Source organism: Brevundimonas sp. SPF441 (genome assembly GCF_009661015.1).
GTDB lineage: Bacteria > Pseudomonadota > Alphaproteobacteria > Caulobacterales > Caulobacteraceae > Brevundimonas > Brevundimonas vesicularis.
In genome coordinates this window covers 20,868-43,444 of the sequence record NZ_WJWX01000023.1, presented here as the reverse complement: position 1 = coordinate 43,444, position 22,577 = coordinate 20,868, and the positions used below count along the sequence as shown (strand labels likewise).

The following is a 22,577-nucleotide window of genomic DNA, read 5'->3' as shown; positions in this document are numbered from 1 at the left end:
CGCGCGGAGCCGCAACCTATCATTGGCGTGTTCGGGGAGGCTCTATGAGCATTGCGACTGCAGCGGCCCAGCCGCGGCCAAAACCACAGACGGTCGAGACAAATCGTCTTCGACCCAATCCGCATAACCCTCGGATGCTATTCGACGCTGACCCAATGCTTACGCTGAAGGAGTCGATCCAACGCGTTGGAATCCTGGTGCCCCTAACCGTGTATCGCGCTGAGGGTTCAGAGAAGTTTACTATTTTAGATGGGCAGCGCCGTTGGACGTGCGCCACGGCGCTGGGGATGCCCGAAGTGCCTATCAATGAGGTTCCAGAGCCCTCTTTGACCGAGAACATCGTCACGATGTTCCAGATACACAAGCTGCGCAAAGATTGGGAACTGATGCCGACGGCGCTCAAGCTTGGCGTCTTGATGGATCACCTCGACGAGAAGCGCGAGAGTGTCCTGGCATCGTTAACCGGCCTAGATACAGCCGTTGTGACGCGGTGCAAAAAGCTGCTCACGTTCGAGCCAAAATATCACGACAAGATGCTGCATCCTGACCCCGGCAGGCGGCTCCAGGCAGATCTGTTCATCGAGATGTATCCGATCGTCACTGACCGCTCTGTGGTGAAAGCGGACTGGTTCAATCGCGTCGATATGATCGAGTCCTTTATTCGTAAGCATGAGGAAAAGCTGTCAGGGTTCAAAGCCGTGACAGATTTTCGGAAGATCAAAGCTTACCTCACTGCTGCGCGGAAAGCAGACCGCGAAGATGATACGCTCAATCGTCTGCGAGATTTAGTGTACTCGGACCACGTCACTATAGCCGATCTAGAAGTTGACGAAGCACGCATCCACAGCACGGCTGACGGATTGATAAGATCAATTGTGCGATTGCGTGGCGACTTAATGGCTCTCGACGTGGATGAATTTGCTGCCGAGGATAATCTGTGGCGTGAGATGGAAGATTTTCTTCTAGCGTTGAAGGAGAAACTTCTTTCCGCAGAGCGACGCCCAGTATGAGTTCCGTCAATATTGAAGTTGGCCTACCGTTGCCGGCCACTGATGAGCAGCTAAGCGCTTGGGAAGCACGTTTCCGTCCGTATCGTCGACATCCCACAAGGGAATGCTTGATCGCGTGGCTTCGCCAATTTGAAGAAGAACATCAGTCCATCGCACATCGCGTCTTGGACAACGTCATTCTTCTTAGTGAGGATGACATCCTCCAAGGCTACAAGGGCACGTTAGAAAGTCTACCTGGCTGGAGCAAACAGCCCAATGCGCGGATTGGTCGCTGGTTTTTCGTCGGGATGGGAGATGCCGGCGAGAGCGGGCAGGCAATGTTGCGTTTGTTCAGAGAGGCAAACGGCCTTTCCGCAGATCGATGGCAAAGTCTCTGCGTCATGCCCCGTGAGTTGCCGGGTCTCGCCTTGAAAGCCGTTGACAGCGTCGTATTCGTCGACGATTTCGCTGGTAGCGGCCAGCAAATGGTTGATTACTGGCCCTATATCGAGGAGCTGGTCGCTTCCGAGGCCAAGTGCTACTTAGCGCTCTCAGCAACAACCACACGGGCACAAACCCAGATCCAGACCAACACCGAACTCGAGGTCCGGGCGCCTGTGGTGCTTCAAGAAAAGGACAATCTGTTCTCCGACGCCTGTGAAGTCTTCTCGGCAGATGAAAAAGTTGTTCTCGAACGCTACGGCAAGAAAGCCTCTAAAAGCCAACCGCGAGGGTTCAAGGACTGTGGCTTGGCAATTGTTTTAAGCCATAAGACGCCCAATAACTCAGTGCCGATTTTGCACGCAAACCACGCTAACTGGATCAGCCCATTCCCGCGTCAGCTAATACATAACGCTGCCTAGTTAGAATGAAACAAACATCGCTTCTGTAACGCGTCCTCGCTTCGACGCATTAGATGCCAGAGTGGACGGTCTTTCGAGCTGGACTAGCCTAAAGCCTTCATAGAGCGCGACGACGTCAGCGTGGTCTGCGTTTGATATGATTACGTGCACTCCACGGTCAGCTAGTCGCTTGGCAGTCAAAGCAAGTCGTTCCTGATCGGACCAGCTGAACAGCTTTTCGTTGTAATCCCTAAAGCCATTCAGATTGTGCTTTGTGACGTAGGGCGGATCTAGAAATACAAGATCCCCCGCGCGAGGCCTGCTTAAAGTTTTCCCGAAGTCACAGCGAGTGATGGTAACACCCCGACGTTTCAGAAGGGTGGAGCAGGCACGAAGGTTTCCCTCATCAAAGATGAAATCGCTTTGGGGTGCGCCGTAGGGAACGTTGAACTCCCCGCGTTTATTTACCCGGTAGAGCCCATTCCAACAGGTCTTGTTCAGATAGAGAAACTCAGCCGCTCTTTCAGGATAATCGGTCGCCCTGTTGGCCCGAATGTCATAGAATATGCCTTTATCAGGCTTCAGCGGACGTAAGTAGGCGCCCAGATAGTCGGCATTATCCCTAACTGCTTTCCACACGCCTACCACTTCTGGGCTGAAGTCAGATAATGATGCGCGATCTGGCTGAAGAGCTAGAAACAAAGCTCCGGAGCCCAGAAATGGCTCGTAATACCTTCCGTAGGTTGTCGGGATGAATGGTAGAATTTGACCCAGCAGTCTCTGCTTCGACCCGGCCCAACGAAGAAATGGGCGCGCATCGGCTTTGATCCCAACGATCTCCGGACCGGGAGTAGTGACTTGCTCGCTCATAGCTCGGCCTAACGAATTCACCTTCATTGGGGAAGTGATCTTGCTGCGATCATGCGTTCGCTGGCCTGGGCGATGGCGTCGTCGCCGGCGGGATCGGTCCAGAGGTGGCCGTAAAGATCCATGGTCAGCTGCAGGGTGGCGTGACCAAGCAGCTCCTGCAGCTTCTTCGGCTTCACGTCCTGTTCGATCCAGAGGCTGGCGGCCACGTGGCGCAAGGTGTGCGGTCCGAACGCCGGAACCGGCCGGTTCTTGCCCTTGCTGTCCGGCAGCATGTCGACAAGGCCGGCGCGGCGCAGCATGGGCAGCCAGCACTCGCGGAAGAACTCGTTGTAGCTCCAGACGCCTTGTCCGGATTCCGGATGCGGGAACAGTCGGCCGGCGGCGCGGACTTTCTGCCGGCGGCCGTCGACGTGGTCGAAGGGGCTGACCGGTCCACGCGAAAGGCGCCAGGCGCGGATGGCCAGCGACGTCGTTTCGCCGATCGGCACCTCGCGCGTGCCCTTCTTCGACTTCGGCGGATCCAGGGTGCGATAGTGGCGATCGAGGCGCTCGCGAATCCGGACCTTGCCGCCCTTGGGCTTCACCTGGGCGGCGTCGTCGGCCAAGCCGAGAACCTCGGAGATCCGCAGGCCGCCGAACATCAGCAGGCGCACGATGGCGGCGTCGCGCAGGGGTGCGTCGCCTTCGCCGGCGGCGGCGAGCAGTCGGCCGAGGACGGCCTTTTCCGGAATGGCGAACTCCTCGTCTTGATCGCGTTCGACGCGCTTGCCGCCCTCGACCTTGCAGGCCTCGGCCGGGTTGGTCAGCAGCCAGCCCTTGCGAATACCGAACCGGCACCAGGTCACCAGACTGCGGCGAACGCGGCGGGCGAGGTTGACGGATCCGGAGCTGGCCAGGACGTCATCGAGCAGCCCTTGGATCTGAGGGGCGCGCAGGTTCGACAGGCGTGTGCGGCCGAGGGCGTGCGGCGCAAGGTGGACGTCCAGGACGGACTGATAGCCATCACGCGTGATGGCCTGGCGCTGGCCGATCTTCACCAGGCCGTCGAAGTGGCGAATGTGCTGCTCGGCCAGTTCCGTCAGCGTCATGATCGAGGATCCGCCGACGCGGCCGGCGCCGACCTCGTTCAGCCAGGCCTGGGCCTCGCCCTTGCGTTCGAAGTTCTTGGACTGGCGCGATCCATCCGGGCCGGACCAGGTCGCGCGCCAGCTGGTCTTGACGCTGCCGTCCTTGCGCGGACGGTGTGAGATCTTGCGGATGTTGGCCACGCTGCGGCTCCTCTTCGGGCCGCATAGATACACGTCAGGCGCGCGGCGTCACCTTCCGCGCCGGGATCGGTCAGGCCGGCCGGTGCGGAAGGGTCTCGGGATCGTTGAGCCAGGCGTCCAGCTCGTCGGGGAAGGCATAGTAGCCCAGGCCGTCGCGCTTGCGGATCGGCACCGACCAGCCGCGCTCGCGCGCCTGGTAGACCCAGCGCTCCGGTTTGCCGATGTAGTCGCCGATCGCCTTCACGCCGTCCAGGCGCGGGCGCACGGCGTGCGCAGATCCATCAGCCATGGACAGAGCTCGCAACCTGTGCGGTATGCGCAATATGAAGCAACCGCTCGGACCTGTAGTCTTCTGCACCATCTACACACTGGGCGTGGCGCTTACAGTCGTTCTCGCCATGGTCCACGACAGGCTCGGCGAAGCCTTCCTGAAAATTTTCCTGCCGGCATTTCAGATAGTCATCACCACTGGAGCAATTCTGTCCGCGTGGTTCCTGCAGCAACACAAGCGCACCACGGACGAACGCGACCTGGCAAAAGCGACCGCCGACGCTGTGCTGGCTGTTGCTAGCTCGATCGATAAGACCGTCGAACACGTAGCTGTTCGCAGTCAGACGAAGACTTATTCCGCGCTGCTGTTTTCCGCCAATGCGTTGATCTTGAGAGAGGAAGTCACATCCCTGTCTACCGTACCGTTGACCGCTCTCAGGCCAGCGGCCGCCGCCGTGGCGCTGGTAGACTACCGACGGGTCGCGAGGCAGGCTTCCGTTATAGTTGAACGCTGCGTAACCGAGGTTCCGCCGAAAACGCCGACCAAGCGGGTTGCCAAGAGGCTCACCGATTTGCGGACGGCGGAACGAGAACTGATCGAGGCTTTGGGACGGGCCTTGCCTGAAAGACTCAGAAGCGCCGAATACGTCAGAGCGCCAGGCGTGGCGGCTGACTGAAGCAACTCGCACTGATCGGCCATAGAAGCTTTGCCTGATCTTATTCACGGCTCTACTCCGGCTTCGATCAGCTCGCCGCGATCGATGCTGAACAGGTGGGCGATTTCGCGCAGGGGCCAGCCGGCGCGGCGCATGGCGGCCGCCCAGGCGACGAGGCGCGGATGGCGGTCGGGGATCGGGTCGAAGACGTCGGGCATCAGCGGCCTCTAAAGAGCGGAGTGGCGCCCAGCCGCCTGGGCCGGGCTGGCGAGAAGGGCGCGGCCCTGATCGGTGGCGGTCCAGCCGTCCGGCGTGCGGGCGAGCAGGCCCTGGCGATCGAGGCGGGTGAGGGCAGCGCGGGTGCGCAGGCCGTGGATGGCGGGGTCGCAGGATCCGAACAGACCCTTGGTCACGATGCGTTCGGCCTCGCCAGCCGAGACGGGGCGGCGTGCGGCCTCGCGCAGGATCCGGCGATCGCGGCGGTCACGAAGTCGGTTCATGCCGCTTCATCCAGGATGACCAGGCGGTTGCGTCGCAGCGCGGCCTTCATGTGCTCCAGTCCCCTGCCCTTCAGCCAGGCGTGACCGATCAGGCGATCGCGGCGGCCATCCAGATCAGTGGCGAAGATGCTGACGCCCGGGCGGGCGACCAGGTCGCCCTTGCACTCCAGGTCTGCGATGTCGGCCAGCTCTAGGCCCTGCTCTCCCCGCTCGCGCTGGACGTGGCGGGCTAGGTGATCGAGATCTCGGAAGGCCATCGGCTTGTCGTGCGGGTTCGCGCCAATAAGGGCGTAGTCGATGTCGCCGGCGAGAGCGGCCCGGCCGCGCCGATCCCGGCCGTCACCCTTTGGCGGCGGAACGGCGAGGTCATGGGCCGCCAGCAAGGCGGCCCCCTCGATCCATGGCCGGCGCATCAGTGGGCCCCCACTCTTTGATCGGCTCCCCGATTTTCCGCACGGATAGCGTCAGGCGAGGTGAACGCGGCGCGAAGATCGCGCGGCGACGAATGAGCCGCCATGGCGCGCAGCACCGTCAGGGCGGCGTCGCGGGCGTCAACCGAACCGATGCGGTTGAAGGCCTCCAGCATGTCAGACGCGCCCGGGCGGGCCAGCGCCAGCGCATCGAGGTCGCCGGCCTCGAGCTCGCCCAGGAGATCCGCACCGGTCGTGCGCAGGGCGGCGGCGATCAGCAGCAGACGCGCGGCCGAGACGCGATTGACGCCGCGCTCATACTTCTGGACCTGCTGGAAGGTGACGCCGGCGGCGCTGGCCAGCTGCGCCTGAGTGATACGGCGCGCCTCGCGCCGCGTGCGGATCCGGGCGCCGATCGCGATGTCGACGGGGTCGGTCGCCAGATCAGTGACGGGGGCGGCTTGAAGTTTGGTCATAGAAGTCTGTCCCTGCGGATGAGCCTGAGAACCAGGCGGTGAAGAATGGAGAGGGCTTGGCCCACGTCAGACGGCGTCGCCGTCGCGCAGGGCGTGATCGCCCCGGCTGGTGATGGCGAAGCGGCCCTGATCGGCCTGGACGAAACCCAGATCCTCGAGGCCGACCAGGGCGCGCCAGACCTTGGCGCGTTCGATCCGGCTGGAATGGTCGGCGCCTCGCGTGGCGGCGTAGACCTCGGACGCTTTCAGGGGGCCGCGCCGGTGAAGGGCGCGCAGGATGCGTTCCCAGCGGCCGCCCGGGGCGTAGGCGCCCGGGGCGGGTTCCTGACGCGCGGCGGCATGTTCCGCCGCACACTCCAGATCGATCAGGGGGCCTTTCATGCGCGGCCTGCCGTATCGGCCAAGAGACGCGCCCGACGCTCCAGCTCGGCGACGATCAGGGCGCCGGCGCGGACCAGGTCACGGGTTTCCCCGGCGGGCTTGAACATGTGCGGATCCCAGCCACCCGGCCAGAACAGTGCGCAATCGGGATCGCCAGCGGCGGACGCGGCATAGGCGGCGGCGGCCAGGGCCATCTCGCCATCCTCGTTCTGCTCGTCGTCCTGATCGGGCGAATATCCGAGATGCTCTCGGCGTGCCGATGGAAGCTTGGGGTGCGCATCAGGAAACCTTTTCCGAAACTGCGCCAACCATGACGACGACCCCCACGGCTGGCGCCGAGAATTCCAACGTGAACATCTCGCGAACGGAGCGCCGCGCTTGAGGCCGCTGCAGCTGAAAATGAAGTTCGGCAAGCTGATCGAGGAATGCGGCGGGCTGAAAGAGGCCAGCCAGGCCTGCGAGGATCTGGCCCGGCGCTATTCCGTGCCGCAGCTCTCGCGCTGCTGCACGCCGAACGCCCCGGACTTCGCGCCGATCGACATCGTCATGGCGCTGGAAGAATACTGCGGCCAGAACATCGTCAGCTCGGCCATGGCCGAACAACGGCCATCGGAGCGGTCAGCGGTCGGCGACCTGATGGACGAGGCCAGCGAGGCCACCGAGGTCGTCGCCCTGCTGCAGCGCCATGTGCGCGAGGCGCGCAGCGACGGCCGGATCAGCCCGCGCGAGGCCCAGGCCATCATCGCCCAGGCGGAGGCCGCCATCGAGCAGCTGCGCGACGTGGTCGACGCCGTCAACGCCGTGGCGGAGGCCGGGCGATGAGCAAGCTTCAGCCTGCCCTGATGAAGAGCGCGACGTTCCGCCGGCGCATGCGCGGTGTTGCAGCCCGAGCTCAGAACACCTTCACCCTGGAGAAAGACAGTGCCGTTTTCCCAAGCCACCATCGGCCGCACCTGCGGCGAGACGATCACCACCACGACCGAAACTACTTCGATCAATCAACGCGTTCAGGAGGTTCACTTGACGCGGAACGGATCGGAGATCGTATTGGCGATCCTGCCAGCGGATCGAGGGGACATTGGCGGAGCCAGCATCGCCCTGTCGCCGGAGCAGGCGCAGGCGGTGGCGGATCGCTTGTCGGGCGCTACCGCCTAATCCTTCTCGTTCTTCGTCGTGGTCTTGCCGCACGACGGGTTCTGGCACTGAAGCGTCAAAACCTTCATGCCGACCACGCCGAGGCTGGGGTGGGGCTGCTCGTCGATGACGCGCAGGGATCCGTGACAGAAGCGGCACGCGCCCGAACTTGGCACGGTGGCCCGACTGGCTTCGAGGGCTCGAAGGCGACGCTCAAGCGCATCGACGCGATCTGGAAGCGCCGAAACACGCTTCCAGATCGGCAGAGCCTCCAAGGCCTTCATGACGTCGAAGTTGATCATCGTTCGCGTTCCTCTTGCGCAAAAGCAGGCACTGAGGGGCCGAGTCTCGGACCGACGCAACAGAGATATCGTTGCGGAAGCGCCCAGCCATGAGCCGCTACGGCCGACTGGCGAAGGCGCCTGACAATCGGTTTACGCCGGAAGACGCCGCGTGCTGGCGCGACCTGATCGCGGCGTCCGGCAAGGCGGCGCGAGGCTTGGCGACGGCGGCTGTGCCGGACCTGCAGCGCGTGACAAACGCGGCCAAGAACGCCTGCGCCCCCGGCGTCGTCACCCGTGAAAACCCGTGCGTGATCCTGGTGCGTCTGGCGCGTCGATACTGCGCAGAGACAGCGGCCGGACGCAGAGATCTGCAGGCCGAGCTGGCGACGGCGGCCGAGGCAGCTGAAGCGGCCATCGAGGCCGGGCAACCGCGTGGCCGCAAGGATATCGACGGGTGATCAGGGTCGAGGTGATCGGCCCGGCGACGCTGCACCTGGGCGACAGCTATGAGATCCTGCCGGCACTGGGCGAGCAGGACGCCGGCGTCTTCGATCCGCCCTATCGGTTCGCCACCTCGGGCGGTGGACGGTTCCGCAAGGCGCGCCCGTCGATGGACCAGATTGCGGCCAAGGGCCTGGACCAGGGGTTCGACGACAGCATCATCAGCCCGGCCCGGTTCCGCTCGGTCGCGGTCTTCTGCCACAACGACCAGCTGGCCGAGCTGCTGCCGCGCCTGAAGGCCCGCTATCACCGGACGGTCGTCTGCAGCTGGCACAAGAGCAACCCGCTGCCGGTGGCGAACAAACATTATCGGCCGGACACAGAGTTCTGGATCCACGCCTGGCTGGAAGGCGCGCATCCGATCGGGACGCTGACCGCCGAAGGGCGCGTGGTCATCCAGAGGCTGGGGGTTCGCGGATGACCGACGATCGCCTCTTTGACCAGGCCCGCGACGCCGTCCGCTGTGAGGACGTCGCCGATCGGCGCGTGAAGCTGCAGAAGGCCAAGGGCGGCTGGCGCGGCGTCTGTCCGTTCAAGGATTGCGGGTCCAACAGCAAACAGTCGCCGTTCTCGATCTTCAGCGACGGTCGGCGCTGGAAGTGCTGGAGTTGCGATCCGCGCGGGGGCGACGTGATCGACCTGGAGCATCGGCTGTTCGGCACCCAACAGTCCCTCGCCATCATCGACCTGGAGAACCAGCAGAACATCGCCCTGTGGCGGATCAAGGTCGAAGCGTCGGGAAGCCGTCCGGCCATCATCGAGGCGTATTCCGGCTTGGGCGTCAGCGCCCTCGCCTTCAGCGCCGAGCAACTCTACCTTGGCGACAACACGGTCTTTGATGACGCCACCAACACCTGGCAGACCATCGACGGATCGACGGTGTACATCCGTGCCGAGGGCGCGCCGTTCGGGGCGTTCAACAACCTTCGGGAATGGTGGGGACCGACGGGCATCGCTCTTGGCGCCATGACGCCGGACAATGGCTACAGCGGCCGCATGACGACCGCGCCCTACAACTTCACCAACACGCTAAACCCGCGAACCTTCTCGGCCTATGCGTCGCCGGGTTCTATCGAGGCGCACAGGTCCAACGCCGGAAGCCTGACCTCGGCTGCTGTCTCCATCCTTTACCAGAACGCCAAGGGGGCGGTGTCGGTCACATGGGAACGGCTGATCGGCGGCGTGACGGCGGCCGGCACGGCGGTGATCGATGCGCCGACAGCCCTCACCACAACCTTCACCAAGACGGTCAGCGCCCAAGAGCGCACCGATACCGTGTTCCAGGCCACCCTGACGGACGCCGGGTCCGGTGAGCGCCGCCAAGTGATCGTGCCTGTGGTCTTCACCAGCGGCGCGGCCTGATCCCATCCACAAACCAGAGGAGGACGGCATGGCCGGACCTGACAAGACCGATGCCGAACGGGCCGCAGAAGAGGCCGAGCGTCTGGCGGCGGCGCAGGCGGCGATGATCGCCGCGACCGAGGAGGCCAAGGCCTCGCGCCTGCCTAGCGCCGTCCGAGCGCTGGAAGTGTTGAACGGCAATGCAATGGCGGCGGCCATGTCCGCCTTAACCGAAGCCGTCGCCGCCAACGTCGACGATCTGCCCCGCGCGCTTGGCCAGCAGGCGTCGGAAGGCACGAAGCAGATGCTTCAGCGCATTCTCAACTCGTTCGAGGGCGCCCAGCGGGATGCACAGGCGCGGATTGCTGCGCTTCAGCCCGCAACGGCTGTCCCGCCCGCTGCGCCCGAAGCCGAGGCCTGACCTCATCAAGCCGCCCAACGGCTGTTCCACTACGGCCTGACTATCGGAGGGGCGGATGATCGACCCACGCGAACTGCCCGCGTTCTGGGGCCTGTGCGGCGGTTTGCTGTCGGGGGCTGTCGGGCTGGTGACGGCCTATTCCGCGAAGGCCGGCAACCCAGTCGCTCAGCGAAAGGCATGGCTTCATCTCGGCCTCGGTATCGTCGCTGGCCCTATCGTGGCGGAAGCCCTGACCCACGGCGTGATCCTCGCCGTCGTTCCTGTCCTCGACATGCGCGGCGTCTCGCTGGCGCTGGGTTGGATGGTGGCCAACGACCCGCGAGCTCTTTTCGATACCCTGACCCGCGTGGTGCGGGCCGTCTTCAACCAGGAGCCTCAGCGATGAACGCTCACGTGCTGATGGTGCTCTACACGGGCATCACCTTCGTTTCGGCCGGCGCATGCCTGCTGGAAATCTGCCGGCTGCTCGGCAAGACCTACGAGACGAAGGCCTCGGCCTCTATGCTCTGGCGCGGCGTCCACTTCATCGGTGCTGCGATACTGTTCGTCTACGGCTGCATGGTCCTGTTCCCCGGCCGCGCGCTACAGGTGCAGCACATGAGCATCGGCCTGCCGTTGGTCGGGACAGTGATCATTGTCGCCGCCCTCGCCTACCTGGACCACGTCATGGGCGAGCGCGAGCCGCCGCCCTGGAGCCATCAGTTCATTCAGCTCCTGGTTCTCCTGGGTATGGACGGCCTGTCCCGCCGCGCCGCCTTCATGCTTCCGCCCGCCTCGACCGATGATGGCCCGCCGCCTGAGAGCGATGGAAAGCGCGGGCTGCGTCTGCTGGTGCTGACCGGCGCCATTGCCGTTATCGCCAGCGTCGCCGGCTTCATCCTGACCAATAGCGCGACCGCCTGATCAGAGGTCTCTGGCTGGTCCGTTCGGTTCGTCCGGCTCACCGTCCTGGTCTTTGTCCACAAACGGGGCCTTGGGCGTGACTGGTCGTAGGACCATGGCGAGCAGGCCGACGACGATGAATGCGACCACGATGAGGGTCAGAAAATGCGGCATGGGGCGGCTCCTTCGTCTCCATGAACGCACACGCAGATTACGAGATGCGCCGGCCGCCCGGTCATCTTGCCGCGTCCAAGCCCACCGACTGACGAACCGGGTTCGCCACAAGCAGCCCTTCAGAAGTTCCGATATGGGTGGGAAGGCGACATTGGCGTCTTGCGGGGTTAGACTTCAAATATGTCGACATCCGCAGCCAGTCTCGCTCGCCTGATAGCCGGTGAGCTATCAGTCCTCACAGACGACAGCGTTAAGCTCGCCGTTCTTAACGGGCTTGTCGATCCGCGCCCGATCACCCTCGACTGGGAATACGGAACCCCCGGCCAGCAGTTTGAGGGTTGGGTCGTGTTCGACCACGAAGCGCAGTCAGATACCCTGATCGTCTACTGCGAGCATGGGTTCGGCCCCCTGTCGCCTTGGGGCTTGGTGTTCGCCACCCCCCGTCAGGGAAGCCGGTCGATGGGGATGGACAGCGGATGGTTTCGTTCATTCATGGAGGCGTTCTGGGACTCCCACGCCGCCACACTACTCGCCGAAAGCGGACAGGCTGAAAGTCGCTAACGGGTCGATTGCGGTCTTTGACTCCAATGTTGAAATCGGACGTGGGCCCGCTGGCCGGAAAGCGGTCGCGGCGGATGTCAGCGAAGGGTGGAAAGCAGACATTCATTGCAACATGGATGCGCCGCTGCTCTGATAAGGTGAAGCTAGGGACTTGATCATTATGTTTTCCAAAAAGCGCAGACTTATCTTTGCGGCGTTGTACGGATCCTTCGTCCTCGTGAGCCTGTGGCTTTACGGCATCCCTTCTGACGTGTCCGAAGTCTTGGCTATCTTTGTGGTGCCCGGTCTGGCGGCTTATTTCCTGTATCTTTTCTATGGGGGAGTGTTCTCACGGGCGAAGAAGCTAGAAAGCAAAAGGCCGGCTCATTGTGATCAGCAACGCTGATGCTTCGGCTTGATAGCCGCTCACACGTCCGCATTGGGTCGGTTTCAGTCATAAGCATCAGTGCTTAAAGCGGTCCTACGGCGCCTCGGCGACTTAGGCGAAAGTCTGCGTGATCAGCTGATCGGTCAGGTCCAGGTGGACTTCCAACGCGGCAATGGCCTCGGTTCGGGCACGCTCTGCGGCAGATCGATCGCCCGCCGTCAGATGGGCTGCAAACTCGGTAATCTTCGCCGTCATCAGCTGCTCCGCGCCCATGGCGCGCCGCTCCAGCGTCCCGTCATCCATTCCACGTCCCCAATGGCTTTGCGGCTCGGCCGTTGATGTCCTCGCCCAGCCGGGCCGCCTGACGCAGTTCGGGCACGAGCCGCGACGTTTATGGCTTAGCTGACTGTGGCGCTCGCTGTCACCTGATCCGGGGCACGCCCGCCAAGATCAGCCCAGTAATCCAAGCAAGCATCGTCACGAGGATGGGCGCGACGTTCTTCTGATTCATCGCCATCCATCCCCCAATGGATAGGCCGGGGCATTTGCGGAACCGCCGGCCTGGAAACTCCCCGCTAGAGCGAGCCCCCAGGCTCAACTCTCACGCTATGCGGCGCAGCTTACGCGCGCAACCCTTAACAACTGGAGACTTATCATGGCCTCGAAAGAGCCTGCCTGGCTGGCGTTCGCCCGCCAGCAAATCGGCGTGCGTGAAATCGTCGGACCCAAGCACAGCCCGGTCATCATGGGCTGGATCCAGAAACTCGGCGCCAAGGTGCTGGGCATCAAGGTCGTCGATGACGAGACGGCGTGGTGCGGCACCTTCGTCGCCATGTGCATGATGACGGCCGGGCTGGCGTCTCCGGCGATCGCCGTTCGCGCCTCGTCCTGGGGGATGTGGGGCCGTGAGCTGGTCGGGCCGCGTCTGGGCTGTGTCCTGGTCTTCACGCGCTCGGGCGGTGGCCACGTCGGCTTCTATATCGGCGAGGACGCGACCCACTTCTACGTCCTGGGCGGCAATCAGGGCAATGCCGTCTCGATCACCCGCATCGCCAAGGATCGGCTGGCCAAGGGCGGCATGCGCTGGCCGGCCGGCGTCGCGCTCCCTGCGGTTCAGGTGATCCGCCTCAATGCCGCCGGCGTGCCCGTCACGGTGAATGAGGCATGACCCGCACCCTCACGCCGCTGGGCTGGCTGATGGCCGGCTTCGCCCTGTTGATGGCGATCGCCCTGATCGCCTGGGGCTGGAACAATCTCTGGGCTTGGCTGCCGTGGTCGGCCGAGGCGCGTCTGGATCGAGCCGAGGCGCGGACCGATCGGGCGGAAAGCGACGCCTCAGCGCGCGGTCTGGAAGCCCAAGGCAACGCCGAGCAGGTCCGGCGCACGGAAGCCTATGGCGACATCCGCGTGCGCGTCGAAGCCGCCACCGCCGAATCCATCACTCAAGCCCGGAGCGCCCCTGATGCAACCGATCCTCTCGCGGCCGATCGTGCCGCTCGCCTTCGCGATCATGACCGCCGCCTGTGCGACATCGCCCCGGCCGGTTGCCCCGCCGCGCCTGGCGCTCCCTGACGCGGCGATCCGGCCCTGCGCGTTGGCTGTGCTGCCGGATCATCCGACGGCCGCTGATCTCGACGCAACCTATATGCAGCGCGGCGCCCAGGTGGTCAGCTGCGACGCCGCAAGGGCCCTCGCCGTCGAAACGCTGATTGCGGAGCGGCGGTTGATTGATGAGTGGTTGAGGCTGCAGCAAGGTCGTCGGCAGGTCGGTTAGGGCGCGCCAATGGCGGCTGAGGCTGCGCACAATCAGGTGCGTTAGCGACGCTTCCGGGTTGCGTCGCCCGTCCTTCTATGTCCGCATCGCTAACTGGGAGAATTGCTCCCGTTGGAGGCTGATATGAAGTTCAATACCGTCACCCGTTTGGCGTTCGTCACCGCCATCCTCGCCGCCACCGGGGTTACTGCTGCCGCCACGGCTCAAAGCACGAACCCGACGTACCGCCGATGCATCGCACAGGGGACCTTCGCGTGTTATCCGAACGGCAACCTACCGACGCCAGGATCCCCGGAAGAGGCAGCGGTCGAGCAATGCATCGCTCAAGTGTACGAGCGATGCGCCTCACTGCTCGGCTGAAGTCCGGTCGTCACGATTTAAATATTGGGGCCCGCTCTCTTCAGGAGGCGGGCCTTCGTCCTTTCAGATCACGCCCCAGAGACGCCCGCAGAACCCCACGAGCATCGTGATGCCTATGCACACGCCCACGATCTTGAGCTTGGCTGCCGTCCGCTGAAAAAGCGTCGGCGGGACGTATTGGAGCTTGGTGAAATCCTCTGGACGATAAGGAGCGTTGTGCGCCTCATCGTCGTCGCGACCGTCTTGTTTCGGATCAGGCATCAATCACCCCTAGCGCACCATTGGGCAGCGCTCGCTGCAGTTCCCTGGCGATCTCCCACGGCGCCGTCATCCAGGCTTCTATCTCGTCGGACTGCGTCAGGATCACAGGCATGGCCTTGGGGTGAACCGCCCCGACCTCGGCGTTGGGTTCGGTCGTCAGGAAGGCGAAGACGTCGATCGTCTCCATGCCTGTCTTGATCTTGCGCACGCTGGTGTGGGCCTGGAGGTGAAGGCCGGCGAAGAAGGCGAGCGGCTCGGGGTCGTCTACGGCGAGCTTGAACCAGACGGGTCGGTATTTGCCGGCCGCGTCCCGGCCCGGCTCGCTGAAAGCCGTGAACGGGACCAGACAGCGCGACGTCGGCGACAGGTGCGGTCGCCAGTGACTGGAGCTGGTGTTGCGGACGTTGGTCGTGCCGCTGTCGGGTTCGAACTCCAGAACCTTCTGGAAGTCCACTTCGCCGCCCTTGGTCCGCAGCTTGTCGGCGCGCTTTGTCGCATTGTCGAAGATCATCTTCTTGGACGACGGCATGCCCCAGCGCGCCAGAGCCAGTTCGCGCACGCCGTTCGCATCGTTTCGGACGATGGGCGCGGGATAGTCCGGGTAGATATCGCCTGGCGCGAGGTTGCCGACCGTCGCCCGCATGGCGCCGGCCATGTCCATGATGGCCTGCGGGCCGGAGCGCTGGCGATAGAGGTTGCACATCAGTCGATCAACCCGCGCCGCTGCATGTCGATGATGATGGGGTCAGTCAGCGAGGCGATGACCTCCATGTCGAAGGCGTCCTCAGCCGCAGTCTCATCTGCGAATGAGCGCGGCTGGTTCTGGCGCAGTGTTGAAAGCCGCCAAGACGCCTGGACGACCTGCTGACGGGCCAGATGCTCGATACGCTGGAGGCGAACGCCCGCGCGCGATTTTATGAGGGTCTTCCGTGTCGCCATGGCTCAGTCCTCCCGACCCGAAACCTGACACGGCGTTCAGCGATTGTGGAGTCGCGGCAGTTCGTCATCCTGCCCGGCATCCTCGGCTTGCAGGCGGGCGCCCGTCGGGCATATTTCCGCACCGGAGGATTTTCATGAAGTATGCTGTGCCCGCATTCGCCATCTTGAGTGCCCTAGTGTTCGCGTCGCCGACCATTGCTCAAGACGCGCCCTCGTCTGTGCAAGCCCCCGCCCCGGCTCCCGCCGCCTCGGGATCGGCGGCAGCAGCCGAAGAGGCTGATCCTCTCGTTTGTCGCACCGCAGTCGTGCGGACCTCCAGCCGGATGCAAAGGCGAGGTGATCGTCGCTGCCTCCGTCGCAGCGAATGGGCCCGGCTAACCGAGGCCAATCAAGACCAGGTTGATCGCGCAAGACAGTCGCGACCGCCGGCTTCTTCGGGCAATTAAAGCCGCCCTTCGTCGATCTTTCATCAAGGCCGTCATCCGGTTCGGGCGCCGGGCGTCTGCGCACTGACCAGAGTGAGACGCCCGTAACCTGAGCAAGCGCAGACCCGCCCTCTCACGAGGGCGGGTCGGAACTCACCAGTTTTCGGGCAGGGTTGGCCCGTTGCCGCCGCACACATAGATCGGCGTTGCATCGAAGTAGGGCGAGGGCACATTCGCGCGCAGCACATAGCTGTAGCTGCCGCTGCGACCGCAGCCTCGATCAGAGATTTCACCGAGGTATTCGGTCTTCGCCGCGTCGGCGTAGTAGACGTAGTGGTAGGCGGTCAGATCCGTTTGCGCGACGGCCGAGGTGACGCCGGCGGCGGCGACCAAAGCGGCGCCGACAAGCATGGCTTTAACGCGGATTTTCATCGTGTTTACTCCCATGTGCACGCTGGTTGCGTGCACGCCAAGGAGCGCGTCCGAGCGGAAAGAAATCAACTCACAGGCGTGTCATAAACCACGATTGTAAGCTTCACAGGGGAATCATGACGTTGACAGCACAACTCGGAGGTGCCGCTATGAGGACGCCTTCGCTTCGGAAGGAATGGAGTATGTGATGAAGAACTCGCTACGCCTTGCCCATCTAGCGCTTGCTGCTGCAATGTTGACGTCTTCGGCCGTCGGCGCAGCGACATTGGCCCCCACGCAAGCCGAAGCGGCCGAACGGCCGTGGCTGATCATCACCTATCTGAGGAACGGTCAGAACGTCGGCAACACGCAGGTCTTCTGCAACAGCCCTGACGTGAATTTCGGCGACACGACCAACTACGACGACACGCACTACGACTACTATTTCATGTGTCCATGACGGCCGGCCCCTAGCGCTAGCTGGCCAAAACCGGGTGGGCCGTCATCCTTCGGGGTGGCGGCCTCTCGTCGTTTCAGGTCTTCTCGCGCCAGGAACTTCGCAAATCGACTTTTTGGCGCACAGTTCCCGAGCGATCAGCCTGCGGCGCCAAGCCATCTGTGCTGACGTGTGTCGATGGGAACGACCAGCCCACCCCGGCGGTCGCGCCGCTGAGCTCTGACCAACAGGCCTTCAGGGTTGCTGTCGCAGCCATAAGCGGCAGCTGCTGTTCCGCCGCATGGTTGAGACCGCCCATGATCTGCTGAAGGCGGAAATAGCAGTCGACGATCTCCTTCAGGTCTTCCTCTGTGATCGCCGTCTTCTTGCTGGCTCCCTTATGCACGGCGTCGCCCTTGCCGTCCGCTGCTCTCAAGAGCCAAGCGGTGATCGTGTTCCGACACCCGGAAGCGGCCGAGGCCTAGCGCGATCGCGGCACTGACCAGACGGTCGTTCTCTTCCTTCGACACATAGGCGACATTCGACCCAGGCCCTGGCGTCACCGGCAGGCTGGGATGCGGCGGCGGATTGCGCACGACGCGCGCGGCCAGCTCGGCCTCCAGCCGCATCAGCTCTGACAGCGGCATCGGTCGTGACGAACCTGGTTTGTCGATCGGCATGCCCTTCCTCCTCCTTCATTTCGCCCCCGTCCGGGGCGGGATCGGCGCGTTGCAGCGCGTCGATCTGCGGGCCTTACCCCGCACGACCGGGACCGATCGGCCGTCCGGCTGATCGCCGCCCCCGCTCACGCGAGCCGGGGACTCCTACTCGTGCAAAAGGCGACTCCGCAAATGAATTGTTCTCGTAATGTTCTCATCGTTGATCAGCGCCCCGTCGCGCCTTGTGAACCGCCGACGGCGTGGCTGGGCGGCAAGCGCCACCTAGCCCGGCGGATCTGCGGCGTGCTGGCCGCCACGCCCTATGACGCCTATTGCGAGCCGTTCATCGGCATGGGCGGCGTGTTCCTGCGCCGGCGGGTCCGGCCGGCCGTCGAGGTGATCAATGACGTGAGCGGCGACGTCGTGACCCTGTTCCGCGTCGCTCAGCGCTTCCCCGACGCCCTCATCCGCGAACTGGCGTGGCGGCCGGCGGCGCGGGCGGAGTTCGAGCGGATCCGCGAGACGCCCGATGTCGATCTGCTGGACATCGAGCGGGCGGCCCGGTTCCTCTACCTTCAGACGCTGGGCTTCGGCGGCAAGGTCTCCGGGCGGGCTTTCGGGGTGAGCCCCACCAGCGCGCACAACTTCGACCTGACGAAGATCGAGCCGCGCCTACGGCAGCTGCACGACCGGATGGCGGGCGTCGTCATCGAAAACCTGGACTGGCTGGCCTTCATCAGCCGTTATGATCGCGCCGGCAGCCTGTTCTATCTGGACCCGCCGTATTGGGGCGGCGAGCGCGATTATGGGTCGGGCATGTTCGCCCGGGACGACTTCCAGCGGATGGCCGACAAGCTTCGGACGATCGAGGGTCGGTTCCTGCTCTCGATCAACGACCGGCCGGATATCCGCGAGATGTTCCACTGGGCCGACATCGAGGCCGTGAAGACCACCTATTCGATCGCAAAGGACGATCGCGCGTCGTCGACGGCGGCCGAGTTGCTGATCAGCAGGGGCGTGGACCTGACAGCGGCGGCGGCGCAGCGCTCTCTATTTTAAACTGACGGTTGCCGCCGGAAGTCCTAGAAGTCTGCTTCAACCTAAGTGGAGGAGAAGCGAATGAAGCTATCTGACGGCGAAAAACTCGGCCTATTTATGCTGGCTGAGATCTATGAGCATCTTGGCGTGAACGGCGACATCGAGCCCGAGTTTGTGAAGGATGCCATCAGCAGCGGTCACGCGTGGGCGGTGAAGGAGCGCTATTCTGGCATCTTCAACGACAGCGGCTCTGATGAGATCGCGCACCAGGTTAGCCGTATCCTCGGCATGTGGCGTATGATTGAGGAAAGCTACGCCAAGCTTGATCATTCCGAAAAGACCCGGCTGGCCTCGCTCGTCCCACATCTCGGGGAAAACCCTCGCTTTGAGGGCTTCGACGGCAATGCCGGCGACGGCTTCTATGGGACCGCAGAGTTCCTGGTGAACAAGGCTGACATGGGCTGGGACGACTTCCAGGGTCGGCCGCTGAACTCTCACGGTTCGGCCACTACCGCTGGCCACCTCCGCATGTTGGAAGTCTACTCGGAGCGGGCAGGCAACCTACATCGAGGAGGTTTTACGGTCGAGGATCTGGCGGCGATGCTTCAGGCTAGGGCGCACCCTGATCGCTAGATCGACTGTGCGGCACAGGAGTTGGTCAAATGGCCTGGTCCTGTGCCTACCGCCTTTCTCGGCCAAGCGCCGTGACAGCGCCGCGACGCGGCAAAGCCTTTGATTCCATAAGCAATCGCCAGCACTCAAAATCCAGTTCCGAAAGGAGTGCCGGTTCGACCCCGGCCGCCCGCACCACTCTTCGTCGGTTCAGCCCAGCTGCCGGTGGAAGAAGTCCGTCACATCGGCCAGCACCGTCGCCTTCTTGCGGAACAGGGGCGAGAAGGTCGCGATCAGGTCGGCGTGGTCCAGGCCCAGATAGAGCTTGGCCTCCGAGCGCCCGCCCACCGCGCGCATCCGCTGATCCAGAATGACCGTATCCTCGTCGTGGACCACCGTGTCGGCCGTGCCGTGGCCCAGCCAGATCGGCGGGGCGTCGGCGCGGACGAAGGTCACGGGCTGGGTCAGGGTCGGATCCGGCGCACGGCCGAAGGCGTTCTGCGACGCCGCCACGTCGAACGGCAGGAAGTCGTAAGGGCCCGCGATACCTGCGGCCGCCTTGATCAGATCGGGCCGGCCGACGGCGGCCATGTAGCGTCGGTCCAGGGTGATCATCATCGCCAGATGCGCGCCCGCCGAATGGCCCAGCACGCCAAGCCGCGCCGGATCGCCGCCATATTGACCGACCACCTCGGCCGCCTTGGCCGTGGCGGCGGCCGCGTCCTCTATGAAGGCCGGGAAGACGACCTGGGGAACGATGCGGTAGTCCGGCAGGGCGACCACGAATCCGCGCGCCGCCAAGGCTTGCGCCGCCCAGCCATACTGGCTGCGCGAGCCCGAATCCCAGCCGCCGCCATAGAAGAAGACCAGCGTCGGATAGGGGCCAGGCGCGGTCGGCGCATAGAGATCCATCTGCTGGCGCGGATCGTCGCCATAGGGGACGTCGCGCGCGACGCGTCGCACGCCGCCGTCCCTTGGTCCCAGGGTGTTCAGCAGGCTCAGCGGCGAACAGGCGGCGGCAAGAAGCCCGAGGGCAGGCGCGAACAGTCCACGGCGTGTCATGCAAAAGGCTCCATCACCCACAATACGCTCGGATCGCCGAATCGGTCGTCGTCATCAACGATCAGCGGGCGTTGGCGATCAGCCGGCCGCAGTCGGCGTCCTCGGCCAGGCCAGGATCGACGAAGGCGAACAGGGCCGTCACCGGCGCCACCACCGCGCCCAGCAGGCCCGCCAGACCGCCCTGAGACACGACCGAACCGACATCGACCCCGACCTTGGGCGCGGTCAGGGGGCCGGACACGGTGATCGGCGCCCAAAGGCGCAACAGCCGCGGCTTCTTGGATTCGCCTTCGATCCGCAGGTTCATCGTCTCAGCGCCCAGATTGATGCTGCCCTTGCCCTGGGCCAGCACCACATCGGTATCGATGACGAAGGTGCGGGCCGTCGCCGTGCCGCCGCTGACGTTGAAATCGGCGACGGCGCAGCGAATCTGGCTTTCGGACTGATCTCCGCTCAGCAGCTTCAGCAGCCCGGCGCTGGCGTTGATGCCCAGCAGTTCGGCGAAGGCCGCCCGCATCTTGCCGTTCGGCACCACCAGGCTGAGCGAGCCTTTCGATGCGGCGGCGAAATCGTGGATCGAGGCGCCCGGCCCCTCCAGCTTCGCCCGGCCCAGCGCCCTGCCGGTGACGGGCGCCGAGCCGTTGCGGGCCGGGATGATGGACTCCAGCGGATAGCCGGCCAGACGCAGATCGACCGTGCTGTAGGGGGTGTCCTTGGTCGCATCGATCCGCGCCGTGCCGTTCAGTGCGCCGCGATTGAAGTCGAAGCTGATCGGATCCAGCTTCAGGATGCCGTCCTTCAGGTCGGCGCCCAGGTTCACCTGACGCACGTCGAAGGCGTTCGCCTTCACCGATCCGGCTCGATAGGACAGGGAACCGTCCATGGTCTGCAGACGCTCGGTCTGCAGCTTGGCGTCCGGCAGCAGCTTGCCGCCGACCGCGACCGGCGCCTCAGTGTCGGTGCCCGCCGCATTGGTCCGGGTCCGCGCGCCCAGGACAGCGGCCAGGTCGTCGATGTCCAGACGACGCGAGGTCAGGTCGGCGTCGACGCGCAGACGCTGGCCCGACTGGACCTTCACCTCGCCCGACAGATCGGAGGCCCCGACGCGTCCGTCGAAATCCTTGAAGGTCCAGATCCGCCGATCGCGGTTCAGGGCGCCCGACAGCCGGTAGGGCGGCGTATTCGGCAGGGCGACGCCGGTCAGCAGATAGAGGTCCGACATATTGCGTCCCTGGATCGTCATGGTCGCATCGAACCGCCCCAGATCGAACGGTCGGGTGATCGCCCCCTTGGCGACCAGGGACGAGTCCGCGCCGGTCACATCGGCCTCGAACCGATAGGGACGGTCGCGCCGGATGTTGATGAAGGGACCGCCCTCGATCCTGACGGTCATGGGCGCGCCGCGCACATCGCCGCGCCCGTCCAGCACGAAACCGGCCTGGCCGCTGGACGCCTCGCGCGCATTGACCGCCGCCTCCAGCGTCAGTCCGCGCCGCTGTTCCTCGAAGGTCAGCTGCCCGTCCTTGATGACCAGTTGCTGGATGACCGGCAGGTTCAGGCCTTCGCCGTCGTCGGGCTTGTCGGGATTCAACTGCCAGCTCTTGCGGCCGTCCTTGGTGGAGATCAGCACGACTCGGGGCCGGGTGAAGCTCAGCAGGGGCATCTCAACCTGACCGGCCAGCAGCTTTCGAAGGCGCACCGAGGCCTGGACCTCATCGACGTCGGCCGTGTCGCGATCGCGCGCCCAGTCGGGACCGCCGATCTTAAGCCCCCGCACCACGGCGGACGGCGTCCAGCTGAACAGATTGACGTCCAGATCGCCGGTCAGGGCGATTTCGCGTTCGTATTTGACCGAGGCCCAGCGGCCGATGGGCCCGCGCAGCATGTTCCAGTCGAACAGGGCCAGGAAAAGAACCACGGCCGCCACGACGACCAGCACCACGCCCGCCGTCCATTTTTCCGCCGCCCCCGGTCGTCGAGCCGCCGCATAGACGGGATCGTTGTCGCGCACCCAGTCGCGCCAGGCGCGCAAACGCGCCCCGGCCGGAGCCCACGCCCGCTGGTTCAGGTCGGCCCGAAAAGTGCGCCAATTCTGTGGGTTCGACAATCGCTCGTCTCCGTCAGCCAGAGGAAACGCACCAGCCCCGGTTTGGCGCCGCCGGGTCAGCTTGTCGTCGATCTGACGCGAAGCTGTCGCATAACCTTTACAAACTCCAGGATCGGCGCATAATTTGTCAGAGTCCTGATCTTAATTCGGGCCGTGGAGGACTGCC

At 64.1% G+C, this 22,577-nt stretch carries 40 protein-coding genes; 20 read left to right on the top strand and 20 right to left on the bottom strand.

What is annotated here, in order from left to right; all coding sequences use genetic code 11:
• The first annotated feature begins 44 nt into the window (after positions 1 to 44).
• A complete protein-coding gene (locus tag GGC30_RS12775) occupies positions 45 to 1,010 on the top strand; it encodes a ParB N-terminal domain-containing protein (RefSeq protein WP_194943599.1) in 966 nt (321 codons plus the stop codon).
• Positions 1,007 to 1,852, top strand: coding sequence for a hypothetical protein (locus GGC30_RS12770; protein WP_153924831.1), 846 nt, complete (start codon positions 1,007 to 1,009; stop codon positions 1,850 to 1,852). The genes GGC30_RS12775 and GGC30_RS12770 overlap by 4 nt, the downstream gene beginning before the upstream one ends.
• Here the strand turns inward: GGC30_RS12770 and GGC30_RS12765 are convergent, their stop codons facing one another.
• From GGC30_RS12765 to GGC30_RS12755, 3 genes are all read right to left on the bottom strand, one after another.
• Positions 1,853 to 2,701, bottom strand: coding sequence for a Dam family site-specific DNA-(adenine-N6)-methyltransferase (locus GGC30_RS12765; protein WP_194943598.1), 849 nt, complete (start codon positions 2,699 to 2,701; stop codon positions 1,853 to 1,855). It abuts the gene before it with no gap.
• A gap of 23 nt (positions 2,702 to 2,724) precedes the next feature.
• Positions 2,725 to 3,969, bottom strand: a complete 1,245-nt coding sequence (locus GGC30_RS12760; RefSeq protein ID WP_153924825.1) for a tyrosine-type recombinase/integrase — start codon at positions 3,967 to 3,969, stop codon at positions 2,725 to 2,727.
• 70 nt (positions 3,970 to 4,039) lie between these two features.
• On the bottom strand, positions 4,040 to 4,258 hold the full coding sequence (locus tag GGC30_RS12755) for a hypothetical protein (protein ID WP_153924822.1): 219 nt from the start codon (positions 4,256 to 4,258) through the stop codon (positions 4,040 to 4,042).
• Positions 4,259 to 4,292: 34 nt separating this feature from the next.
• Here GGC30_RS12755 and GGC30_RS12750 point away from each other — a divergent pair, with 34 nt between their 5' ends.
• Positions 4,293 to 4,916 carry a hypothetical protein gene (locus GGC30_RS12750; protein ID WP_153924819.1) on the top strand — a complete coding sequence of 208 codons (624 nt, stop codon included), beginning with the start codon at positions 4,293 to 4,295 and terminating at the stop codon, positions 4,914 to 4,916.
• 44 nt (positions 4,917 to 4,960) lie between these two features.
• Here GGC30_RS12750 and GGC30_RS16315 read toward each other — a convergent pair whose 3' ends face one another.
• The 6 genes from GGC30_RS16315 to GGC30_RS12725 form a co-directional block, all read right to left on the bottom strand.
• On the bottom strand, positions 4,961 to 5,113 hold the full coding sequence (locus GGC30_RS16315; protein WP_194943597.1) for a hypothetical protein: 153 nt from the start codon (positions 5,111 to 5,113) through the stop codon (positions 4,961 to 4,963).
• Positions 5,114 to 5,122: 9 nt separating this feature from the next.
• The gene (locus GGC30_RS12745; protein ID WP_153924816.1) at positions 5,123 to 5,395 is read right to left on the bottom strand and encodes a hypothetical protein; all 273 of its coding nucleotides are present in this window, start codon (positions 5,393 to 5,395) and stop codon (positions 5,123 to 5,125) included.
• A complete protein-coding gene (locus GGC30_RS12740) occupies positions 5,392 to 5,808 on the bottom strand; it encodes a hypothetical protein (protein WP_153924813.1) in 417 nt (138 codons plus the stop codon). Before GGC30_RS12740 ends, GGC30_RS12745 begins: the two co-directional genes overlap by 4 nt.
• Positions 5,808 to 6,281, bottom strand: coding sequence for a helix-turn-helix domain-containing protein (locus tag GGC30_RS12735; protein WP_153924810.1), 474 nt, complete (start codon positions 6,279 to 6,281; stop codon positions 5,808 to 5,810). Before GGC30_RS12735 ends, GGC30_RS12740 begins: the two co-directional genes overlap by 1 nt.
• A 66-nt stretch (positions 6,282 to 6,347) precedes the next feature.
• Complete coding sequence (locus GGC30_RS12730) at positions 6,348 to 6,662, bottom strand: hypothetical protein (protein ID WP_153924807.1); 315 nt, start codon at positions 6,660 to 6,662, stop codon at positions 6,348 to 6,350.
• Positions 6,659 to 6,856: a hypothetical protein gene (locus GGC30_RS12725; protein ID WP_153924804.1), complete on the bottom strand. Its 198-nt coding sequence runs from the start codon at positions 6,854 to 6,856 to the stop codon at positions 6,659 to 6,661. The genes GGC30_RS12730 and GGC30_RS12725 overlap by 4 nt, the downstream gene beginning before the upstream one ends.
• 184 nt (positions 6,857 to 7,040) lie before the next feature.
• On the opposite strand from GGC30_RS12725, the gene GGC30_RS12720 reads away from it, so the two are divergent.
• Positions 7,041 to 7,484 carry a phage regulatory CII family protein gene (locus GGC30_RS12720; protein ID WP_153924801.1) on the top strand — a complete coding sequence of 148 codons (444 nt, stop codon included), beginning with the start codon at positions 7,041 to 7,043 and terminating at the stop codon, positions 7,482 to 7,484.
• Positions 7,485 to 7,583: 99 nt separating this feature from the next.
• The gene (locus tag GGC30_RS12715) at positions 7,584 to 7,817 is read left to right on the top strand and encodes a hypothetical protein (RefSeq protein WP_153924798.1); all 234 of its coding nucleotides are present in this window, start codon (positions 7,584 to 7,586) and stop codon (positions 7,815 to 7,817) included.
• Here the strand turns inward: GGC30_RS12715 and GGC30_RS12710 are convergent.
• Positions 7,814 to 8,098 (bottom strand): hypothetical protein, encoded by a 285-nt coding sequence (locus tag GGC30_RS12710; protein WP_153924795.1) that lies wholly within the window; start codon positions 8,096 to 8,098, stop codon positions 7,814 to 7,816. The genes GGC30_RS12715 and GGC30_RS12710 overlap by 4 nt on opposite strands.
• Positions 8,099 to 8,187: 89 nt before the next feature.
• On the opposite strand from GGC30_RS12710, the gene GGC30_RS12705 reads away from it, so the two are divergent.
• Genes GGC30_RS12705 through GGC30_RS12680 form a run of 6 tightly spaced genes read left to right on the top strand, consistent with a single transcriptional unit; the run spans position 8,188 to position 11,246 of the window.
• Positions 8,188 to 8,538: a hypothetical protein gene (locus GGC30_RS12705; protein WP_153924793.1), complete on the top strand. Its 351-nt coding sequence runs from the start codon at positions 8,188 to 8,190 to the stop codon at positions 8,536 to 8,538.
• Positions 8,535 to 9,002, top strand: a complete 468-nt coding sequence (locus GGC30_RS12700) for a hypothetical protein (RefSeq protein WP_153924791.1) — start codon at positions 8,535 to 8,537, stop codon at positions 9,000 to 9,002. Before GGC30_RS12705 ends, GGC30_RS12700 begins: the two co-directional genes overlap by 4 nt.
• Complete coding sequence (locus GGC30_RS12695; RefSeq protein ID WP_153924788.1) at positions 8,999 to 9,943, top strand: CHC2 zinc finger domain-containing protein; 945 nt, start codon at positions 8,999 to 9,001, stop codon at positions 9,941 to 9,943. Before GGC30_RS12700 ends, GGC30_RS12695 begins: the two co-directional genes overlap by 4 nt.
• A 28-nt stretch (positions 9,944 to 9,971) precedes the next feature.
• Positions 9,972 to 10,343, top strand: a complete 372-nt coding sequence (locus GGC30_RS12690; protein WP_153924785.1) for a hypothetical protein — start codon at positions 9,972 to 9,974, stop codon at positions 10,341 to 10,343.
• Positions 10,344 to 10,398: 55 nt separating this feature from the next.
• The gene (locus GGC30_RS12685) at positions 10,399 to 10,728 is read left to right on the top strand and encodes a hypothetical protein (protein ID WP_153924781.1); all 330 of its coding nucleotides are present in this window, start codon (positions 10,399 to 10,401) and stop codon (positions 10,726 to 10,728) included.
• The gene (locus GGC30_RS12680; RefSeq protein ID WP_153924778.1) at positions 10,725 to 11,246 is read left to right on the top strand and encodes a hypothetical protein; all 522 of its coding nucleotides are present in this window, start codon (positions 10,725 to 10,727) and stop codon (positions 11,244 to 11,246) included. Before GGC30_RS12685 ends, GGC30_RS12680 begins: the two co-directional genes overlap by 4 nt.
• On the opposite strand, the gene GGC30_RS12675 is transcribed toward GGC30_RS12680, so the two are convergent.
• A complete protein-coding gene (locus GGC30_RS12675; protein ID WP_153924775.1) occupies positions 11,247 to 11,399 on the bottom strand; it encodes a hypothetical protein in 153 nt (50 codons plus the stop codon).
• 180 nt (positions 11,400 to 11,579) lie between these two features.
• Between GGC30_RS12675 and GGC30_RS12670 the strand changes: the two genes are divergently transcribed.
• The gene (locus GGC30_RS12670) at positions 11,580 to 11,960 is read left to right on the top strand and encodes a hypothetical protein (RefSeq protein ID WP_153924772.1); all 381 of its coding nucleotides are present in this window, start codon (positions 11,580 to 11,582) and stop codon (positions 11,958 to 11,960) included.
• A gap of 160 nt (positions 11,961 to 12,120) precedes the next feature.
• A complete protein-coding gene (locus GGC30_RS12665) occupies positions 12,121 to 12,345 on the top strand; it encodes a hypothetical protein (RefSeq protein ID WP_153924769.1) in 225 nt (74 codons plus the stop codon).
• Positions 12,346 to 12,438: 93 nt separating this feature from the next.
• On the opposite strand, the gene GGC30_RS12660 is transcribed toward GGC30_RS12665, so the two are convergent.
• Positions 12,439 to 12,630, bottom strand: coding sequence for a hypothetical protein (locus tag GGC30_RS12660; RefSeq protein ID WP_066550153.1), 192 nt, complete (start codon positions 12,628 to 12,630; stop codon positions 12,439 to 12,441).
• 352 nt (positions 12,631 to 12,982) lie between these two features.
• On the opposite strand from GGC30_RS12660, the gene GGC30_RS12655 reads away from it, so the two are divergent.
• The 4 genes from GGC30_RS12655 to GGC30_RS12640 all read left to right on the top strand — a co-directional run bounded on the left by GGC30_RS12655 (position 12,983) and on the right by GGC30_RS12640 (position 14,461).
• Positions 12,983 to 13,495 carry a TIGR02594 family protein gene (locus tag GGC30_RS12655; RefSeq protein ID WP_153924766.1) on the top strand — a complete coding sequence of 171 codons (513 nt, stop codon included), beginning with the start codon at positions 12,983 to 12,985 and terminating at the stop codon, positions 13,493 to 13,495.
• Positions 13,492 to 13,899 carry a hypothetical protein gene (locus GGC30_RS12650; RefSeq protein WP_153924764.1) on the top strand — a complete coding sequence of 136 codons (408 nt, stop codon included), beginning with the start codon at positions 13,492 to 13,494 and terminating at the stop codon, positions 13,897 to 13,899. The genes GGC30_RS12655 and GGC30_RS12650 overlap by 4 nt, the downstream gene beginning before the upstream one ends.
• A gap of 22 nt (positions 13,900 to 13,921) precedes the next feature.
• The gene (locus GGC30_RS16310; protein ID WP_194943600.1) at positions 13,922 to 14,101 is read left to right on the top strand and encodes a hypothetical protein; all 180 of its coding nucleotides are present in this window, start codon (positions 13,922 to 13,924) and stop codon (positions 14,099 to 14,101) included.
• Between the two features lie 123 nt (positions 14,102 to 14,224).
• Positions 14,225 to 14,461 (top strand): hypothetical protein, encoded by a 237-nt coding sequence (locus tag GGC30_RS12640; protein ID WP_153924757.1) that lies wholly within the window; start codon positions 14,225 to 14,227, stop codon positions 14,459 to 14,461.
• A gap of 63 nt (positions 14,462 to 14,524) precedes the next feature.
• On the opposite strand, the gene GGC30_RS12635 is transcribed toward GGC30_RS12640, so the two are convergent.
• The 4 genes from GGC30_RS12635 to GGC30_RS12620 all read right to left on the bottom strand — a co-directional run bounded on the left by GGC30_RS12635 (position 14,525) and on the right by GGC30_RS12620 (position 16,518).
• The gene (locus GGC30_RS12635; RefSeq protein ID WP_153924753.1) at positions 14,525 to 14,722 is read right to left on the bottom strand and encodes a hypothetical protein; all 198 of its coding nucleotides are present in this window, start codon (positions 14,720 to 14,722) and stop codon (positions 14,525 to 14,527) included.
• Positions 14,715 to 15,425 carry an SOS response-associated peptidase gene (locus GGC30_RS12630; RefSeq protein WP_153924750.1) on the bottom strand — a complete coding sequence of 237 codons (711 nt, stop codon included), beginning with the start codon at positions 15,423 to 15,425 and terminating at the stop codon, positions 14,715 to 14,717. The genes GGC30_RS12635 and GGC30_RS12630 overlap by 8 nt, the downstream gene beginning before the upstream one ends.
• A complete protein-coding gene (locus GGC30_RS12625) occupies positions 15,425 to 15,661 on the bottom strand; it encodes a hypothetical protein (RefSeq protein ID WP_153924747.1) in 237 nt (78 codons plus the stop codon). Before GGC30_RS12625 ends, GGC30_RS12630 begins: the two co-directional genes overlap by 1 nt.
• A gap of 578 nt (positions 15,662 to 16,239) precedes the next feature.
• Positions 16,240 to 16,518: a hypothetical protein gene (locus GGC30_RS12620; protein WP_153924745.1), complete on the bottom strand. Its 279-nt coding sequence runs from the start codon at positions 16,516 to 16,518 to the stop codon at positions 16,240 to 16,242.
• Between the two features lie 187 nt (positions 16,519 to 16,705).
• Here GGC30_RS12620 and GGC30_RS12615 point away from each other — a divergent pair, with 187 nt between their 5' ends.
• Positions 16,706 to 16,957, top strand: coding sequence for a hypothetical protein (locus tag GGC30_RS12615; protein ID WP_153924742.1), 252 nt, complete (start codon positions 16,706 to 16,708; stop codon positions 16,955 to 16,957).
• Between the two features lie 73 nt (positions 16,958 to 17,030).
• Here the strand turns inward: GGC30_RS12615 and GGC30_RS12610 are convergent, their stop codons facing one another.
• Both GGC30_RS12610 and GGC30_RS12605 read right to left on the bottom strand, forming a co-directional pair.
• On the bottom strand, positions 17,031 to 17,369 hold the full coding sequence (locus GGC30_RS12610; protein ID WP_153924739.1) for a hypothetical protein: 339 nt from the start codon (positions 17,367 to 17,369) through the stop codon (positions 17,031 to 17,033).
• Complete coding sequence (locus tag GGC30_RS12605) at positions 17,332 to 17,613, bottom strand: hypothetical protein (RefSeq protein WP_153924736.1); 282 nt, start codon at positions 17,611 to 17,613, stop codon at positions 17,332 to 17,334. The genes GGC30_RS12610 and GGC30_RS12605 overlap by 38 nt, the downstream gene beginning before the upstream one ends.
• A gap of 171 nt (positions 17,614 to 17,784) precedes the next feature.
• Here GGC30_RS12605 and GGC30_RS12600 point away from each other — a divergent pair, with 171 nt between their 5' ends.
• Together GGC30_RS12600 and GGC30_RS12595 are read left to right on the top strand one after the other, a co-directional pair.
• Positions 17,785 to 18,651, top strand: coding sequence for a DNA adenine methylase (locus GGC30_RS12600; protein WP_153924733.1), 867 nt, complete (start codon positions 17,785 to 17,787; stop codon positions 18,649 to 18,651).
• Positions 18,652 to 18,711: 60 nt separating this feature from the next.
• Positions 18,712 to 19,263 (top strand): YfbU family protein, encoded by a 552-nt coding sequence (locus tag GGC30_RS12595; RefSeq protein WP_153924730.1) that lies wholly within the window; start codon positions 18,712 to 18,714, stop codon positions 19,261 to 19,263.
• 189 nt (positions 19,264 to 19,452) lie between these two features.
• Here GGC30_RS12595 and GGC30_RS12590 read toward each other — a convergent pair whose 3' ends face one another.
• Together GGC30_RS12590 and GGC30_RS12585 are read right to left on the bottom strand one after the other, a co-directional pair.
• The gene (locus GGC30_RS12590; RefSeq protein ID WP_153924727.1) at positions 19,453 to 20,304 is read right to left on the bottom strand and encodes an alpha/beta hydrolase; all 852 of its coding nucleotides are present in this window, start codon (positions 20,302 to 20,304) and stop codon (positions 19,453 to 19,455) included.
• 61 nt (positions 20,305 to 20,365) lie between these two features.
• A complete protein-coding gene (locus GGC30_RS12585) occupies positions 20,366 to 22,411 on the bottom strand; it encodes an AsmA family protein (RefSeq protein ID WP_153924724.1) in 2,046 nt (681 codons plus the stop codon).
• Between the last annotated feature and the right edge of the window lie 166 nt (positions 22,412 to 22,577).